General features: G+C 62.5%; 15 protein-coding genes. 9 read left to right on the forward strand and 6 right to left on the reverse strand.

The window, feature by feature from the left end:
* Positions 1-6: 6 nt before the first annotated feature.
* On the reverse strand, positions 7-891 hold the full coding sequence (locus K3724_RS06820; protein ID WP_259991236.1) for a LysR family transcriptional regulator ArgP: 885 nt from the start codon (positions 889-891) through the stop codon (positions 7-9).
* An 89-nt stretch (positions 892-980) separates the two neighbouring features.
* On the opposite strand from K3724_RS06820, the gene K3724_RS06825 reads away from it, so the two are divergent.
* The 4 genes from K3724_RS06825 to K3724_RS06840 all read left to right on the forward strand — a co-directional run bounded on the left by K3724_RS06825 (position 981) and on the right by K3724_RS06840 (position 4,678).
* On the forward strand, positions 981-1,583 hold the full coding sequence (locus K3724_RS06825; RefSeq protein ID WP_259991237.1) for a LysE/ArgO family amino acid transporter: 603 nt from the start codon (positions 981-983) through the stop codon (positions 1,581-1,583).
* Positions 1,584-1,667: 84 nt separating this feature from the next.
* Positions 1,668-2,612 (forward strand): pirin family protein, encoded by a 945-nt coding sequence (locus K3724_RS06830; protein ID WP_259991239.1) that lies wholly within the window; start codon positions 1,668-1,670, stop codon positions 2,610-2,612.
* A 50-nt stretch (positions 2,613-2,662) separates the two neighbouring features.
* Complete coding sequence (locus K3724_RS06835) at positions 2,663-3,583, forward strand: DMT family transporter (protein ID WP_259991241.1); 921 nt, start codon at positions 2,663-2,665, stop codon at positions 3,581-3,583.
* Positions 3,584-3,649: 66 nt separating this feature from the next.
* On the forward strand, positions 3,650-4,678 hold the full coding sequence (locus K3724_RS06840; protein WP_259991243.1) for a DUF1036 domain-containing protein: 1,029 nt from the start codon (positions 3,650-3,652) through the stop codon (positions 4,676-4,678).
* A gap of 3 nt (positions 4,679-4,681) precedes the next feature.
* Here the strand turns inward: K3724_RS06840 and betI are convergent, their stop codons facing one another.
* Positions 4,682-5,257, reverse strand: a complete 576-nt coding sequence (gene betI / locus K3724_RS06845; protein ID WP_259991245.1) for a choline-responsive transcriptional repressor BetI — start codon at positions 5,255-5,257, stop codon at positions 4,682-4,684.
* Between the two features lie 159 nt (positions 5,258-5,416).
* Between betI and K3724_RS06850 the strand changes: the two genes are divergently transcribed.
* From K3724_RS06850 to K3724_RS06870, 5 genes are all read left to right on the forward strand, one after another.
* Complete coding sequence (locus K3724_RS06850) at positions 5,417-6,625, forward strand: BCCT family transporter (protein ID WP_259991247.1); 1,209 nt, start codon at positions 5,417-5,419, stop codon at positions 6,623-6,625.
* Between the two features lie 126 nt (positions 6,626-6,751).
* Positions 6,752-8,260 (forward strand): choline-sulfatase, encoded by a 1,509-nt coding sequence (gene betC, locus K3724_RS06855; protein ID WP_259991249.1) that lies wholly within the window; start codon positions 6,752-6,754, stop codon positions 8,258-8,260.
* A gap of 62 nt (positions 8,261-8,322) precedes the next feature.
* Complete coding sequence (gene betB / locus K3724_RS06860) at positions 8,323-9,780, forward strand: betaine-aldehyde dehydrogenase (protein WP_259991251.1); 1,458 nt, start codon at positions 8,323-8,325, stop codon at positions 9,778-9,780.
* Positions 9,781-9,990: 210 nt separating this feature from the next.
* Entirely contained in the window at positions 9,991-11,646 is a 1,656-nt protein-coding gene (gene betA, locus K3724_RS06865; protein WP_259991253.1) for a choline dehydrogenase, read from the forward strand.
* A gap of 208 nt (positions 11,647-11,854) precedes the next feature.
* Positions 11,855-12,094, forward strand: coding sequence for a YdcH family protein (locus K3724_RS06870; RefSeq protein ID WP_259991255.1), 240 nt, complete (start codon positions 11,855-11,857; stop codon positions 12,092-12,094).
* 90 nt (positions 12,095-12,184) lie between these two features.
* Here K3724_RS06870 and K3724_RS06875 read toward each other — a convergent pair whose 3' ends face one another.
* The 4 genes from K3724_RS06875 to K3724_RS06890 all read right to left on the reverse strand — a co-directional run bounded on the left by K3724_RS06875 (position 12,185) and on the right by K3724_RS06890 (position 16,257).
* A complete protein-coding gene (locus K3724_RS06875) occupies positions 12,185-12,793 on the reverse strand; it encodes a class I SAM-dependent methyltransferase (RefSeq protein ID WP_259991257.1) in 609 nt (202 codons plus the stop codon).
* A 155-nt stretch (positions 12,794-12,948) separates the two neighbouring features.
* Positions 12,949-13,374: a patatin-like phospholipase family protein gene (locus K3724_RS06880; RefSeq protein ID WP_311200214.1), complete on the reverse strand. Its 426-nt coding sequence runs from the start codon at positions 13,372-13,374 to the stop codon at positions 12,949-12,951.
* A 207-nt stretch (positions 13,375-13,581) separates the two neighbouring features.
* The gene (locus tag K3724_RS06885) at positions 13,582-14,970 is read right to left on the reverse strand and encodes a short-chain fatty acyl-CoA regulator family protein (RefSeq protein ID WP_259991259.1); all 1,389 of its coding nucleotides are present in this window, start codon (positions 14,968-14,970) and stop codon (positions 13,582-13,584) included.
* A 75-nt stretch (positions 14,971-15,045) separates the two neighbouring features.
* Positions 15,046-16,257 (reverse strand): multidrug effflux MFS transporter, encoded by a 1,212-nt coding sequence (locus K3724_RS06890; RefSeq protein ID WP_259991261.1) that lies wholly within the window; start codon positions 16,255-16,257, stop codon positions 15,046-15,048.
* Positions 16,258-16,270 lie beyond the last annotated feature (13 nt).

The following is a 16,270-nucleotide window of genomic DNA, read 5'->3' on the forward strand; positions in this document are numbered from 1 at the left end:
TCCTGTTTAGCTTTGGGTCAAATACTGCCTAGCAGATTTCTGCACGGCGCGGGTCACCTCCGCAAGGGCAGGGGCCATCACCCGCGCCACCTGCCAGGTCAAGGGCACCGGCAGCGTGGTCTCAGGGATCAGCGGCACCAGCCGCCCACTGCGGATATCGCCGGCGACCATTGCCAACGGATTCATGCCCCAGCCCAGGCCGACCGCGGCGGCATCAATGAAGGCCTGGGTCGAGGGCAGGTAATGGGCAGGCGGCGCCAGCTGCGGCGCCACATTCCGCTCCAGCCACAGCCGCTGCAGATTGTCCTTGGCATTGAAGATCAGGCAGGGCGCGCGGGCGGCAGCCTCCGGCGTCACCCCTACCGGAAACCAGCGCGCCATGAAATCCGGGCTGGTGGTTGCGACATAGTCCAGCGTACCCAGCGGATGGGCGTCAAACCCGGTGACCGGCTTGGCGCTGGCCGTCACCGCAGCAGAAACCTCGCCGCGCTTCAGCCATTCCGCGCTGTGGTCCTGATCATCCACCAGCAGATCGAACAGCACCCCATCCACCTCTGCCATTGCGTCAATGAACCAGCTGGCCAGGCTGTCGGCATTGACCGCAATCCGCAGCCGCACCGGGCCATGATCCGCTGTCAGAGCCAGTTCCCGCGCCAGCTGCGCTTCCAGCAGGCCGATGTCCTCGGCATGTTTGGCAATCCTCAGACCCGCCGCCGTCCCGGTGCAGGGCGTGCCGCGCAGCACCAGCGCGGTGCCGATGCGGTCTTCCAGCGCCTTGATCCGCTGCGAAACCGCCGATGGCGTCACCCGCAAGGAATGCGCCGCGGCCTCAAATGTGCCAAGACGCAGCACCGCGCTCAACGCCGCCATCTGGCTGGGATCCATCTGCATTAGCAACTCTAATCTGACATAAGTCTCTTTAACTGGATTAATGGCGCGGCAGTCTCTAGTCAAACCCCAGCACAACGATGGAGACCACAATGCCCCCCAGCCTGCTTGCCGGATTTGCCCTTGGCCTTAGCCTGATTGCGGCGATTGGCGCCCAAAACGCCTTTGTTCTGCGCCAGGGGCTGCGGCGCCAGCATGTGTTCTGGATCTGCTTCACCTGTGCGGGATCCGATGCGGTGCTGATCACTGCGGGTGTTTTCGGCTTCGGCTCGCTTGCGCTGGCAGTTCCGTGGTTTGAACAGGCGATGCGGCTTGGCGGCGCGGCTTTTCTGATCTGGTACGGCGCCCGCGCTCTGCGCAGCGCCTGGCGCGGCGGCGAATCCCTGGACACGGCGGGCGAAGGTGCAGGCGCTGCCCTGGCGCCGTTGCTGGCCACGGTTCTGGCACTGACCTGGCTGAACCCGCATGTCTACCTCGATACAGTGGTTCTCCTTGGTTCGATCTCGGCCCAATACCCCGAGCCGCTGGTGTTTGCGGCCGGCGCTGCCATTGCCAGCTTCACCTTCTTCTTCACGCTCGGCTATGGCGCCAGCCTGCTGGCTCCGGTCTTTGCCCGCCCGCGCGCCTGGCAAGTGCTGGATGCCATTGTCGGCCTCACCATGTGGGCGATTGCGCTTAAGCTGCTGATGATGTGACGAACAGCATCTGTGCGCAGGCCGCCCTAACGCCTGCGCTGAAATGCGCTACCTTCCTCCTGAAGCCGCCAACAGGAGGGAAGGATGAGCTGGAACCCGGCACTGGAACCGCAATGCCCCGAAGCGGGCAGCCTTGATGCAATTGAAACGGTGATCATCCCGCGCGCCCGCGACCTCGGCGGCTTTGAGGTCCGCCGCGCCTTGCCCGCACCGCGCCGCCAGATGGTCGGCCCGTTCATCTTCTTCGATCAGGCCGGGCCGGCTGAATTCCTGACCGGGCAGGGCATCGACGTGCGCCCGCATCCGCATATCGGCCTTGGCACCGTGACCTACCTCTATCAGGGCGAATTCGAACATCGCGATTCCTTAGGCACTCACCAGATGATCTATCCGGGCGAGGTGAACTGGATGGTGGCAGGCCAGGGCGTCACCCATTCCGAACGCACCTCGGCCACGACCCGCGCAGGTCCAAGCAGCCTGTTCGGCATCCAGACCTGGATCGCTCTGCCCGACAGCCACGAGGACATGCCCGCCGCCTTTGAACACCACGGCAAGGACGCACTGCCGCTGCTGGAGGGCGAGGGCAAGGCCGTGCGGCTGATCCTCGGCACTGCCTGGGGTGAGAAAGCCCCTGCAACGCTTTATTCTGAAACCTTTTATGCCGATGCAGTATTGCAAGCCGGCGCCAAGCTGCCGCTGCCTTTGGATCACGAGGACCGCGGGCTGTATGTCACGCAAGGGTCGGTGGAAATCGCCGGCGAAACATTTGAGGCCGGCCGCATGATGGTGTTCCGCCCAGGGGATGAGATCACCGTGACCGCAGGCGCCCAGGGCGCACGGCTGATGGCGCTGGGCGGTGCGACGCTGAGCGGGCCGCGCTATATCTGGTGGAACTTCGTCGCCTCCTCCCGCGACCGGATCGAGGACGCCAAGTCCGCCTGGGCCGCTGGCGACTGGCAGCAGGGCCGCTTCCAGCTGCCGCCTGGCGATGAGGAGGAATTCACCCCGCTGCCGGAGAAGCGGAAATAATTCACATGTGAAGCCTTGCGCCGCCGCCCGAACGGGTGTTCTGTCCGGCCATGTCCCAAACCGTCAAATCCGCCCAAACCGCGCAAAACCCTCTTCGGGGCGTGTTCTGGATGGTTGTCACCGGCCTCTGTTTTGTGGCGGTCACAGCGCTGGTCAAGCACCTCGGCACCCGCATCCCGCCCGCCGAAAGCGCCTTTTTGCGGTACTTGCTGGGGCTGGTGTTTCTGATCCCGATGGCCGGGGCCTTGCGCCGGGCGCAACTGACCCCGCGGCTTTGGGCATTGTTTGCAGGCCGCGGCGTGGTGCATTCTGCCGGCGTGATCCTGTGGTTCTATGCCATGACCCAGATCCCCCTGGCCGAGGTTACGGCAATGAACTACCTGTCGCCGGTCTATGTCACCTTGGGGGCCGCGCTGTTTCTGGGAGAGAAGCTGGCGGTGCGCCGGATATCGGCGATTGCTGTCGCTTTGATCGGCGCGATGATCATCCTGCGGCCGGGCTTCCGCGAGGTCTCGCCCGGCCATATCGCCATGTTGTTCACCGCCGTGTCCTTCGGCGCCTCTTACCTGATCGCCAAGTTTACTGTCGGCAGCAACAGCCCGGCGGTTGTGGTCGGCATGCTGTCGATCTTTGTCACCCTGGGCCTGGCCCCCTTTGCCCTGGCAGTCTGGGTGACGCCCACGCTGGCCGAGCTTGCAATTCTGTTCGGTGTCGCCTGCTTTGCCACCGCAGGCCACTACACCATGACGCTGGCCTTTGCCGCAGCACCCGTGGCGGTGACCCAGCCGGTCACGTTCCTGCAGCTGGTCTGGGCTACCCTGCTGGGCGCGCTGGCGTTTGGTGAACCGGCTGACATCTGGGTAATGTCCGGCGGCGGGCTGATCCTGGCTGCGGTCAGTTTTATCTCATGGCGTGAAGCCAGGGTTAAAAAGAAGGCTCTTACACCTTCCGGTAATGCGACTGGTGTTTGATCGCCTTATGGATGTTACAAACCCGAAGTAATCTTCCGCTCTTACCGATGCAGGCGGAGACCGCGCATGGCAAACTGGCTTTGGCCCACGGCGTTGCTGTTGGCGGCCCTTTTTGATCTGCCGGCCGCCCAGGCCGGGCCCAGTATCTGCAACGATACGGAGGCCTTGCATCATTTGGCCATCAGCTTGCGGATTGACGGCCGCTGGGTGGTGCAGGGCTGGCAGCCGCTCATGCCGGGAGATTGCACCGAACCGGTGCCGGCCGGCTATCAGGGCCGGTTTCTCTACTTCCGCGCCAAAAGCCCCGGATACCGTTTTCGCGATGACAGCGTCCGGTTTTGCACCGCCCAGGGCCGGTTCCGGATTGAGCATGACAGCGGTTGCACCGCACAAGGCTATGCAATGCAGGGGTTTGCCAAAACCCTTACGGCACCAACAGGACCGCAGGTTCTGCTCAGTTCCCGGTCACAGTCCGAACGCCGGCAGGCTGCGGTTGCCGCCGCTGAAGACGGGCATGACGCGACAGAAGACCAATTGCATTACGCGGCGGAGGTGGTCTTTCAAGGCTGCAAGCAGCAGAAAAGCACGGGCGCGGTCACCTGCAGTTTTGTTGGCGGCGGCATGGAGTTCGGTGCTGTGGGCAAGGTCCGGATCTCCGATCCGGTCTTCACATTCCTGCTGGGGCTGGTGCGCGGCACCCCGCTGGCAATTGATGGTGAGATAGTCACCCGTTTCGGCTCTTTTGCAGAGCTGGAGCTGCACAGCGTCACGCCGCGCGTGCCGAACCGGTTCGACAAGATGCTGCAGAACATGCAGGGAGAGTGGCAGTCCGTGCAAAACCCAAAAGACCAGTTTGCCATTTCCGGTGCCGTGCGCCAAGTCCGTTACGGCGGCAGGCAAATGACCCCGGAGTTTGTCACGATCCAGCAAAGCTGCCGCGGCATAGGGTTTACGGCTGACTTCCTGATGGCCTGGGACAGCCAGAGCGGCACCAGACTGTGTTATCAGATCAATTCTCTGACCCGCGACGGAATGACCCTTATTTATTTGCCGCGCGGAACCCGGCTGGACTACGAACGGCTGCCTGGCGGCTAGGCCTTATGGGATGACAAGATCCACAACCAGATGCGCCGCAGCTCGCGCGGCATTGGGATTCAGCGGATCTTCCGACTGCGCGGCCTGCAGCCAGACCCCGTCCATATAGCATTGCAGCGCCTGGCGCGCGGTTTCCAACTGTCCGCCTGGCAGCAGCGCCCGCAGCTCGGCCAGGACATGGCTGCGCACCCGGGCACGGTTGATTCGGTGCAGGCGGCTGAGGCGCGGCGAATAGGGGGCATTTGCCCAGAACTGCATCCAGATACTGCACTGGGGAACGGTGAACAGGTCGTCGGCAAAGTTCGCGTCCATCACCGCATACAGCCGTTCGCGCGGGGTGCGCGCTGTGGCATAGCCATCCGCCATGGCCCGCCGCAGCTTGCCCAGAAGATGCAGCATAGTGGCTTCCATCAGCCCTTCCTTGGAGCCGAAATAGTAGTTTATCGAGGCCGCCGAAGCACCGGCCTCCTTGGCGATTTCCGCCATGGTTACAACACCGTAACCGCGCTCATGCACCGCAACGATGGTGGCTTCGATCAGCTCTTCGTTGCGGATATCCCGGATGCGTTTCCTGCTCATGAATAAGTTGTGCGGCAATTGGGCCGGCGTTTCAACTGTTGTTCGAGGGAATTCAAATCTTGAATGACCATTCAAAAAACTATTTGGCCGATCAGCCTGCTGTGTTATGTACCCGACCCATGTCTTAGGGCGGGAACCGCCTGGAAATGGGAGGGACATATGACTTCAATCATTTCATTCGGGATTCTGCTGGCCTTTGCGCTGGTGGTGTTCTGCGTGATCAAGTGGTGGAACGTCCGCAACGTCGGCGTGACTCCGGTCCACTTGTTCACCTTCATCGCAATTCTCTTCACCTCGGGCCTGGACGTCGGCCTGATCATGTTCCCGCTGGCCTGGGACTTTCCGCTTTATGCCGACACCGCGGCAGAGCCCGCCTATGGGTTCACCAACCCGCTGGCGCTGGAATTCGGCTTCTGGGGCTTCCTGATCTGGGGCTTCTACTTCCTGACCACCTTCTACTTCTGCGTGGTTGAGCCGCGGGTGAAGTTCTTTGAGATCCCGCTGGTGAAATGGCTCAACAACATTGTGATCATCGGCACCTGCGCCTTTACCGGCGCCTTGTTCCTGATCTACCTGCCGTATTATGCCACCTTCATGGGCGACGGCGAGAGCGTGATCCCGGCCTTCTATGTCATTACCTTCCTGGTGATCCTGTTTGCCGCCTTCTCCTCGACCGACATCAAATACGTGCGCATCCTGTCGGTCGGCTCCACCGTGTTGTTCCTGTCGCTGATCCTCGGCATGTGGGCTTATTCCGGTATGGGGCTGAGCGCCTTCGGCGATACCGCCTCCAACATCGGCGGCTATTTTGCCAACATCCACAAATTCGTGCTGCCGCTGACCGACTATCACGAATTCTACCTGTTCTGGTGGTTCGCATGGTCGATCATGATCGGCCAGTTCACCTCGCGCTTTGTCGGCGGGCTGCGCACCTGGCAGGTTCTGGCAGCGCTGCTGATCTTCCCGTCGATCCCGCTGGGTGTGTGGTTCTCGGTGCTGTACTATTACCACCTCAACAGCATCGAGACGACGCTGCTGATCAACGTCTCCATGGTCGCGGTGGGCATCATCTTTGTGGTCAACTCCTTTGACTCGCTGATCCGCCTTTACACCGACAACCTGAACCTGACGGCCAAGCGTTTCGGCACCATTCCTTATGTGCTGGGCAACGCGGTTGTGCTTTTCGCCCTGACCCTGGCCTTCCAAAGCCAGTGGCTGCAGATCCAGTGGATCGGCACCGCGGTGATCGGCATCTATGTCGCCTGCCTGGCCTATATCGTGCTGTTCAAACGCAGCGAAGTGATGAGCATCACTGCTTCGCCCGAGGAAAACACGCTCGACTTCGACAAGATCAAGACAGCCCATTAAGGGCGGTCTCCCGGCTGGCCCCCAAGTTTCCCCGAATGACGGGACCAGCCACCAAACTGCCTGGCAGCGCCTTTGGGCCTGCCAGGCGCCTTTCGAAGAAACATCGCCTTATCTGGGAGGTCCGCGATGAGTGCCCCGAATATTCTGATCCTGATGGTTGACCAATTGAATGGGACACTTTTCCCGGACGGCCCCGCCGACTGGCTGCATGCTCCGAACCTGAAGAAACTGGCGGAACGCTCGACCCGTTTCGCCAACGCCTATACTGCGTCGCCCTTGTGCGCGCCGGGCCGCGCCTCCTTCATGTCCGGCCAGCTGCCGTCGCGCTCCGGCGTCTATGACAACGCGGCTGAGTTCCGCAGCGACATTCCGACCTACGCCCACCACCTGCGCCGCGCGGGCTACTACACCTGCCTTTCAGGCAAGATGCATTTTGTCGGCCCCGACCAGATGCACGGGTTCGAGGACCGCCTGACCACCGACATTTACCCGGCTGATTTCGGCTGGACCCCGGACTACCGCAAACCCGGTGAACGCATTGACTGGTGGTATCACAACATGGGGAGCGTCACCGGGGCAGGGGTGGCGGAAACCTCCAACCAGATGGAATACGACGACGAGGTCGCCTATAATGCCACTGCCAAGCTTTATGAGCTGTCGCGCGGGCTGGACGACCGTCCCTGGGCGCTGACCGTCAGCTTCACCCACCCGCATGACCCCTATGTGGCGCGCAAGAAATACTGGGATCTGTATGAGGACTGCGAGCATCTGCTGCCGCAGGTCCCGGCAATGGATTACGACGACCACGACCCGCACGCCCAGCGGATCTTTGACGCCAACGACTGGCGCAGCTTCGACATCTCTGAGGAAGACATCAAACGCTCCCGCCGTGCCTATTTCGCCAATATCTCCTATCTGGATGACAAGATCGGCGAGATCCTGAATGTGCTGGAAACCACAAGGCAAGAGGCGATCATCCTGTTTGTCTCCGACCACGGCGACATGCTGGGCGAGCGGGGCCTTTGGTTCAAGATGAGCTTCTATGACGGCTCCTCCCGCGTGCCGCTGATGATCTCGGCACCGGATCTGCCCGCGGGATTGATCGAAACCCCGGTTTCCACACTGGATGTGACCCCGACGCTGGGCGCGCTGGCCGGTGTCGACATGGCTGAAATCGAACCCTGGACCGACGGCCAGAACCTGGTGCCGCTGGCCACCGGCACGGAACGGACCGAACCGGTTGCCATCGAATATGCTGCCGAAGCCTCATATGCGCCGCTGGTGTCGCTCCGCTATGGCAAGTGGAAGTACAACCGCTGCGCGCTGGACCCCGATCAGCTGTTCGATCTGGAGGCCGACCCGCACGAGCTGACCAACCTGGCTGCCGACCCGGCCCATGCCGGAACACTGGAAACCTTGCGCGCCAAATCAGACGCCCGCTGGAACCTGGAGGTCTTCGACGCAGAAGTGCGCGCCAGCCAGGCCCGCCGCTGGGTTGTCTACGAGGCCCTGCGCCAGGGCGGCTACTATCCCTGGGATTACCAGCCGCTGCAAAAGGCCTCCGAGCGTTACATGCGCAACCACATGGATCTCAACACCCTCGAGGAAAACAAACGTTTTCCCCGCGGCGAATAACCCGAAATCAGCACCCCGCCAGTTCATCTGGCTCCAAATATCCCCGCCGGAGGCATAAACTCATGACTCATCCCGCTCAACCCAAAGCCAGCCACTTCATCAACGGCGAATACGTCGAAGATACCGCAGGCACCCCGATCCCGGTGATCTATGCCGCGACCGGCGAACAGATCGCCACCGTCCACGCCGCCACCCCGGCGATTGTCGAACAGGCGCTGTCCACCGCCAAAGAAGCCCAAAAGGAATGGGCGAAAATGACTGGCACCGAGCGTGGCCGCGTGCTGCGCCGCGCCGCCGATATCATGCGCGAACGCAACCACGACCTCAGCGTTCTGGAAACCTATGACACCGGCAAGCCGCTGCAGGAAACCCTGGTCGCCGACGCCACCTCCGGCGCCGACGCGCTGGAGTATTTCGGCGGCCTCGCGGCCTCGCTGACCGGCGAGCACATCCCGCTGGGCGAGGATTGGGTCTATACCAAACGCGAGGCTCTTGGCCTGTGTGTCGGCATCGGTGCGTGGAACTACCCCACGCAGATCGCCTGCTGGAAAGGCGCGCCTGCCTTGGCCTGCGGCAACTCGATGGTGTTCAAACCGTCGGAAACCACCCCGCTCTGCGCCCTGAAAGTGGCCGAAATCCTGATTGAGGCCGGCGCGCCGGCGGGCGTCTTCAACGTCGTCCAGGGCATGGGCGAGGTCGGCGGCGCGCTGGTCACCGACCCGCGCGTTGACAAGGTTTCGCTGACCGGATCGGTGCCGACTGGCAAGAAGGTCTATGCCGCCGCCGCCGCAGGCATGAAACACGTCACCATGGAACTGGGCGGCAAGTCGCCCTTGATCATCTTTGACGACGCAGATGTGGACAACGCCGTCGGCGGCGCCATCAACGGCAACTTCTACTCCTCCGGCCAGGTCTGCTCGAACGGCACCCGCGTGTTTGTGCAGAAAGGCATCAAGGAAAAATTCCTCGCCCGTCTCGCCGAACGCACCGGCAATGCCATTATCGGCGACCCGATGGATGAGGCCACCAGCTTTGGCCCGATGGTGACCGAAAACCAGATGAACATCGTCTTGGGCTATATCGAGAAGGGCAAGGCCGAGGGTGCCCGCCTGATCTGCGGCGGCACCCGCGCCGACAAGGACGGCTACTTTATCGAGCCGACCGTCTTTGCCGATGTGACCGACGATATGACCATCGCCCGCGAAGAAATCTTTGGCCCGGTCATGTCCGTCCTGGACTTCGACACCGAAGAAGAAGTCGTGGCCCGCGCCAATGATACCGAATTCGGCCTGTCGGCAGGAGTGTTCACCAAGGACTTCACCCGCGCCCACCGGGTGATCGGCAATCTTGAGGCCGGCAGCTGCTTCATCAACTCTTACAACGACGCGCCGGTCGAGGCGCCGTTCGGCGGTGTGAAGGCATCCGGCGTTGGTCGCGAGAACTCGAAAGAGGCGATCAAGCACTTCAGCCAGGTGAAATCCGTCTACGTCCGCATGGGTGACGTCGAAGCGGCATTCTGATTGCCCTTTTGGGCAACGCCCACCCACCCGCCCCGTTGCCCAAAAGGGCAAGAGGGAAGGGGTTGCTGAGAGGTCGCTGAGGGCGCTTTGCGTCCTCAGCAGACCAGAACAATGATGAGGCAGATTCGGGATGCCTCAAGGACAAGCCGCGCCAAGGCGCGGTGCCAAAGGCATCCTTGACCCAACCCGGATCCGCAATGGAGAGAAGAAATGAACGCGGATTATGTGATTGTCGGGGCCGGGTCTGCCGGTTGTGCAATAGCCTACCGGCTGTCTGAGGCCGGCAAAAAGGTTCTGGTGATCGAACACGGCGGTACCGATGCCGGGCCGTTCATCCAGATGCCGGGCGCGCTCAGCTACCCGATGAACATGCCGCTTTACGATTGGGGCTACAAATCCCAGCCCGAGCCGCATCTGGGCGGCCGCGAACTGGTCTGCCCGCGCGGCAAAGTGATCGGCGGCTCTTCCTCGATCAACGGTATGGTCTATGTGCGCGGCCACGCCGGCGACTACAACCACTGGGCCGAGACGGGTGCGGCGGGCTGGTCCTACGCCGACGTGCTGCCGTACTTCAAACGTATGGAAACCTGGAACGACCGCGGCCATGGCGGCGATCCGGACTGGCGCGGCACCGACGGCCCGCTGCATGTGACCCGCGGCCCCCGCGACAACCCGCTGCACGACGCCTTTGTCAACGCAGGCGCGCAGGCGGGCTACCCGGTCACATCCGACTACAACGGCGAGCAGCAGGAAGGCTTCGGCCCGATGGAGATGACGGTCTACAAGGGCCGCCGCTGGTCCGCCGCCAACGCCTATCTGAAGCCCGCGCTCAAGCGTGACAACTGCAATCTGATCCGTGCCTTCGCCCGCAAGGTGGTGATCGAGGACGGCCGCGCTGTCGGGGTCGAAGTTGAACGCGGCGGCAAGGTCGAAGTGATCCGCGCCAATACCGAAGTGATCCTGGCCGCCTCCTCGCTGAATTCCCCCAAGATGCTGATGCTGTCCGGTATCGGCCCGGCGAAACATCTGGCGGAACACGGCATCGACGTGGTCGCCGACCGTCCCGGCGTGGGCCAGAACCTGCAGGACCACCTGGAATTCTACTTCCAGTTCGCCTGTAAACAGCCGATCACCCTGTTCAAATACTGGAACCTGTTCGGCAAGGCGCTGGTGGGGGCGCAGTGGCTGTTCACCAAGACCGGCCTTGGCGCCTCGAACCAGTTCGAAAGCGCCGCCTTTGTCCGCTCCGGCAAGGGGGTGGACTACCCGGATATCATGTATCACTTCCTGCCGATTGCAGTCCGCTATGACGGTCAGGCCGCGGCTGAGGGCCATGGTTTCCAGGCCCATGTCGGCCCCATGCGCTCCGGCTCGCGCGGCGAGGTCACGCTGAACTCTGCCGATCCGAAAGACGCGCCAAACATCCTGTTCAACTACATGTCGACCGAACAGGACTGGGAGGATTTCCGCAAATGCATCCGTCTGACCCGCGAGATCTTCGGCCAGGAGGCAATGAAACCCTTCCTCAAGCATGAGATCCAGCCCGGCGATGCGCTGCAATCGGACGAGGAACTGAACGGTTTCATCCGCGAGCACGTGGAAAGCGCCTATCATCCCTGCGGCACCTGCAAGATGGGCGCAGTTGATGACCCGATGTCGGTAGTCGATCCGGAATGCCGGGTGATTGGCGTCGAGGGTCTGCGGGTTGCCGACAGCTCGATCTTCCCGCGCATCACCAACGGCAACCTCAACGGCCCCTCGATCATGACCGGCGAGAAGGCCTCGGACCACATCCTGGGACGCCGCCTGCCGTCCTCGAACGCTGAACCGTGGTTCAACCCGGACTGGCGCCAGGCGCAACGCTGATCCTGTTGCGCTGCCAGCAAGCCGCCCGCCACCTCCCCGTTGTGCGGGCGGCTTATTTTCTGAAATCCCGGCCTGGAACCGGGCCTGGGACCGGGCCTGAAATCAGACCGAAAATCAGCGTGTTTGCCGCATCTTTTGATCCGCGTCAAAGCGGGCGCGCAGCGCTGCGGATAACCTGCAACCGACCCTAGAAAAAAGGAGCGGGCAGATGTCCAATACCCCCCATGAACTGGCCGAAGAATTCCCCGAAAAGGCCGCGCAGATCAGTCAGCTGAAACAGGCGGATGCCCATTTCGCCAAGCTGTCGGACGAATACCACGAAGTGAATCGCGCTGTGCACCGGGCGGAAACCAACGTGGAACCGGTGAGTGCTGAGGCCGAAACCGGCCTGCGCAAACAACGCGCCGCGCTGAAGGACGAGATCTGGGGGATCCTGTCCAAGGCGTGAGGGAAAAGCGTGTTGAAGGCAGAACGGGGTATCACTGAAGCCCCGTTCTGTTTTTTGAACCTGTTCGGCCCTGACTGGCGTACACCCGTTTCAGGGCCGGTCTGCGTTGCGGGTGCCCAAGCCCATCAAGACCGGCATGGATTGCCCGCCGGTGTCCAGCGCAAAGACCTGCTTCACCCGAATGGAGCCAAGCCCCGCAGCCTCGAGTGCTGCGCGCATCTGCTGTTCTGTCAGCCCGAACTCGCCGCTGTCCTGGCCTTGCCAATCCCATTGCACAAACTGGCCGCCCCGCTGAAGCAAGCCTGACAGTAGCTTCACTGCAGCTGCATAGTCCGGCAGGAAGCCGCAAACGGAAGATGCGCAGATCAGATCGAAACCGGAAAGCCGGTCTTTGTCGCCCGCAGCTGCACCGCCTAGGATGTCCGCGTGGACGGGCGTCACGTTGGGCAGATTCTTGTCCTTCAGGACCGCAATCATCCTGTCCGAGGTGTCAACGGCAATCACCTCTTTAACATGCGGTGCAATCAGTTCCGTCAGCAGCCCGGTTCCGCATCCAAAGTCAAGAACACGTTTCGATTGCCAGGCCTCACCGCTTACTCCGGCATGCGAGTAGAGCGCGGAAAACGCTTTGGCCGCAAAAAGCCTGACATCGCTGTTGCCGTCCCAGCCGTCCGCATAGTCATTCCAGTCGTCTGTCATTTTGCGTGCATTCCCTCAGTATTGGCTACGGCGCCGGTCCGCTGAAAATGCGATCGTGCATACCGCGGAAACACCCGACATTGGCTGGGCCGGGCGCGGCAGTCAATAAGGCAGACAATACGGGGGGCAGGTCTTGTTTTCAGACGTGCTGGGTCTCAATCCCCGGTGTCAGGGATCACCCCTGCCGCTCTTTCCCGCAGGAACGTTTCCCCAGCCGCCAGGCCTGCGTCCCAGGTCGCCTGGATCTTCTCTGGATCGGTGAAGTCGATCTTATCCGCGGGCACCTCTTCCTCTGGCCAGACGTACAACCGCCCGGCGACCTCCGGCAGGCGCTTGTACGGGCGCGTCAGCAGTACCAGCGTGCGCCCCTTGTTGGGGTCCGGCATCGGCGCCTGATCGGCCATGCCGCCGTCTATCACTGCCTGCCCGTTCCAGCGGGGCGGGTCGAACACCGGCGGGATGGTGGCCGCAAACCGCACCAGATCGGCCAGCTTCCCCTCCTGCGCTGCGGCGCGGGCGTCCACCAGGCTGGAGCCGACACCCAGCCGCTCTGCCCAGTTGAAATGCGGCGAGCCGACCATGTACAGCTCTGCCTCATAGGCCAGCGTCAGGGCGCCGCCAGAAACCCCGGTTACGCGGGCGGGGCGCAGAGGCAGTTCATCCTAAACCACGTGCAGAAAACCGCCTTGCCAGAAGCAGCGGCAGCCGCCGCCGGACAGGACCAATTGTTCAAAAGCTGCCATGAATCCTACCCTAAAGCGCGCCGGGTACGCAGGCCAACCGGTGCATCAGCTCACCTCATACGGCAGCACGCCGCGCTGATCGGTGTTGATGGTCAGCCGCCGTTCCAGCGGCGGGACCGAACGCTGGTGGCAGTCCTTGCGCTCGCAAATGCGGCAGGAAATGCCGATCGGCTCATAGGCGCTGTCCTGGTTCACATCCATCCCGTCTGCATAGACCAGCGCCTCCGCGTGGCGCACCTCGCAGCCCAGCGCAATGGCATAGCGCCGCACCGGGGATCCGAATGAGCCGCCCGGTTTCGACACATCCCGCGCGAGCGAGATGTAGCGCACCCCGTCCGGCGTCTCTGCCAGCTGGCGCAGGAACCGGCCCGGGGTCTCAAACGCCCGGTGCACGTTCCACAGCGGGCAGGCGCCGCCGAACCGGGCAAACTGCAGCCGTGTCGCCGAATGCCGCTTGGTGATCGTGCCTGCCTGATCCACCCGCACAAAGAAAAACGGCACTCCCTTGGCGCCGGGACGCTGCATGGTCGACAGCCGGTGCGATATTTGCTCGATCGAGGCGCCAAATCGGATCGACAGCAGCTCCAGATCATGGCGGCAGGCTTGCGCCGCCTCCAAAAACCTTGTGTAGGGCATCAGGGCGGCACCAGCGAAATAGTTGGCAAGGCCGATCTTGGCGATGGCGCGGGCCTCCTCGCTTTGGAACTTTGCAAAATCCAGCGTCGCTTCCAGCAGCGCGTTCTGCCGCAAAAGCGCCACCTGCAGCAGCATCTGAAACAGCTGTGTTTGCGGCGCCGAGCGGTTGGACAGATGCAGCACGCCTGTCTCCGCATCAAAACTGCGCAAGCCTTCCATTTCGGACTGGCGCACGGTCACGCCGCCGCGCTCCAGCGCGGCCACGGCTGCTGCGCGGATGTCATTGGCGGCGGCAAAATGCTCGGCTGCATGGTCCACTGCATCGATGTAGTTGTCGCAGTAGTGGAAGAAATCGCGCACCTCTTCCCAGGGGGAGGCCTGAATGCGCGCGTCCTCGCGCCCCAGTGCCTCGTCCAGCGAGGCCAGCCGTTCATGCGTCTGCCTATACGCCCGGTGCAGCGACAGAAACGCCCGCGCCAGAGCCGGGGCGTTCGATGCGGTCAGCCGCAGATCCGCCAAGGGCGGCGGGTCATCAGCAAACACCGGATCCGCCATCGCCTCGCGCATGTCGCTGACCAGCCGTTCGCTGTCCCCTGCAGACAGTTCGGTCACATCCATGCCGAATTCCTGCGCCAGCGCCAGCACCACCGTGGTCGATACCGGGCGGTTGTTGTTCTCCATCTGGTTCAGATAGGGCAGGGACACCCCCAGCTTGGCGGCGAAATCCTTCTGCGTAAGCTCCAGCCGCTGCCGCATTTCACGCAGCTTGGCGCCGGCGTAAAGTTTCTGGGTGGCCATAGGGCGTGCCTTTGCAAATCCAATTCTTGCGAATGGTATAATTGCAAATCCAGACCTGCAAGCCGACCGCAGGCGTTATGCGCCGATCTGCCGCTCCCGCCGGACCACCAGCAGGATCGCAACCAGCCCGCACATTGCGGTGCCGAACATGATCGCCAGCAGGGGCACCGCCGTGGATCCCGGTACCAGCAGCATTCCGGCAAAGGCGCTGAGTGCTGCCCCCGCGCCGATCATGATCGCACCGCTAAGACCGGACGCGGTGCCGGCCAGATGCGGGCGGACAGAGATGGCGCCCGCAGTGGCGTTGGGGATCGCCATGCCGTTGCCCAGGCCCACGAAACACATCAGCCCGAAGAAGGTGAACACGCTGTCAGCGCCCGCCATCGCGATCAGCAGCGACAGCAGCACCCCGCCGCCGTTGATAACACAGCCCCACAGAACCATGCTGTTGACCCCGATCCGGGTGGAAAACCGCCCCGAGATGAAGTTGCCGGCAAAATACCCCACCGCCGGGGTGGAGAAATAGACCCCCAGCTCTGCCGTGCTGAGGCCATAGACCTCGGTGCCGACAAAAGGCGCGCCGCCCAAGTAAGCAAAGAAGGCGCCTGAGGCGAGGCCCGAGGACAGTGAATACCCCCAGAACCGGGGCGAGCGCAGCAGTTCCGGGTATTCGCGGAACTGCGCCATCAGCGTCTTGCCGCTTTTGTGGGCTGTTTCGCCGAAATCGGTAAAGGTGATGGCCAGCGTCGCCGCACCGACCAGGAACAACAGCCAGAAGTTGGCTTGCCAGCCCATCCACTGATCCAGGAAACCGCCGATTGCGGGGCCGATCATCGGCACGATTGCCATGCCCATGGTGACATAGCCGATCATGCTGGCGGCTTGGTTGGTGTCATACATGTCGCGTACTGCCGCCCGGCTCAGCACCATGGTGGCCGCCACCGCCGTCTGCGCCACCCGGAACAGCAGGAACGCCTCGGCCGTCGGCGCATAGATGCAGCCCAATGTCGCCAGCAGGAACAGCACAATGCTGACCAGGATCACCGGCCGCCGCCCCATCTGGTCCGAGATCGGCCCGACAAAGATCTGCACCACCGCATTGCCCGCCAGATACAGCGCCACTGACAGCTGCATCACCCGGTAATCGACCGCATAATACTCGGACATCCCCGCCAGCGACGGCAGATGCAGGTTCATGCCAAGCGCCGACAGCCCGGCAAGCAGGATCAGGGTGAAAATGCGCGGAGGTGTCCGCTGGCCGGATACGCGGGAATTATATGTGGACATACCATCCGGTTAG

The organism is Leisingera sp. M658 (genome assembly GCF_025144145.1).
Lineage (GTDB): Bacteria > Pseudomonadota > Alphaproteobacteria > Rhodobacterales > Rhodobacteraceae > Leisingera.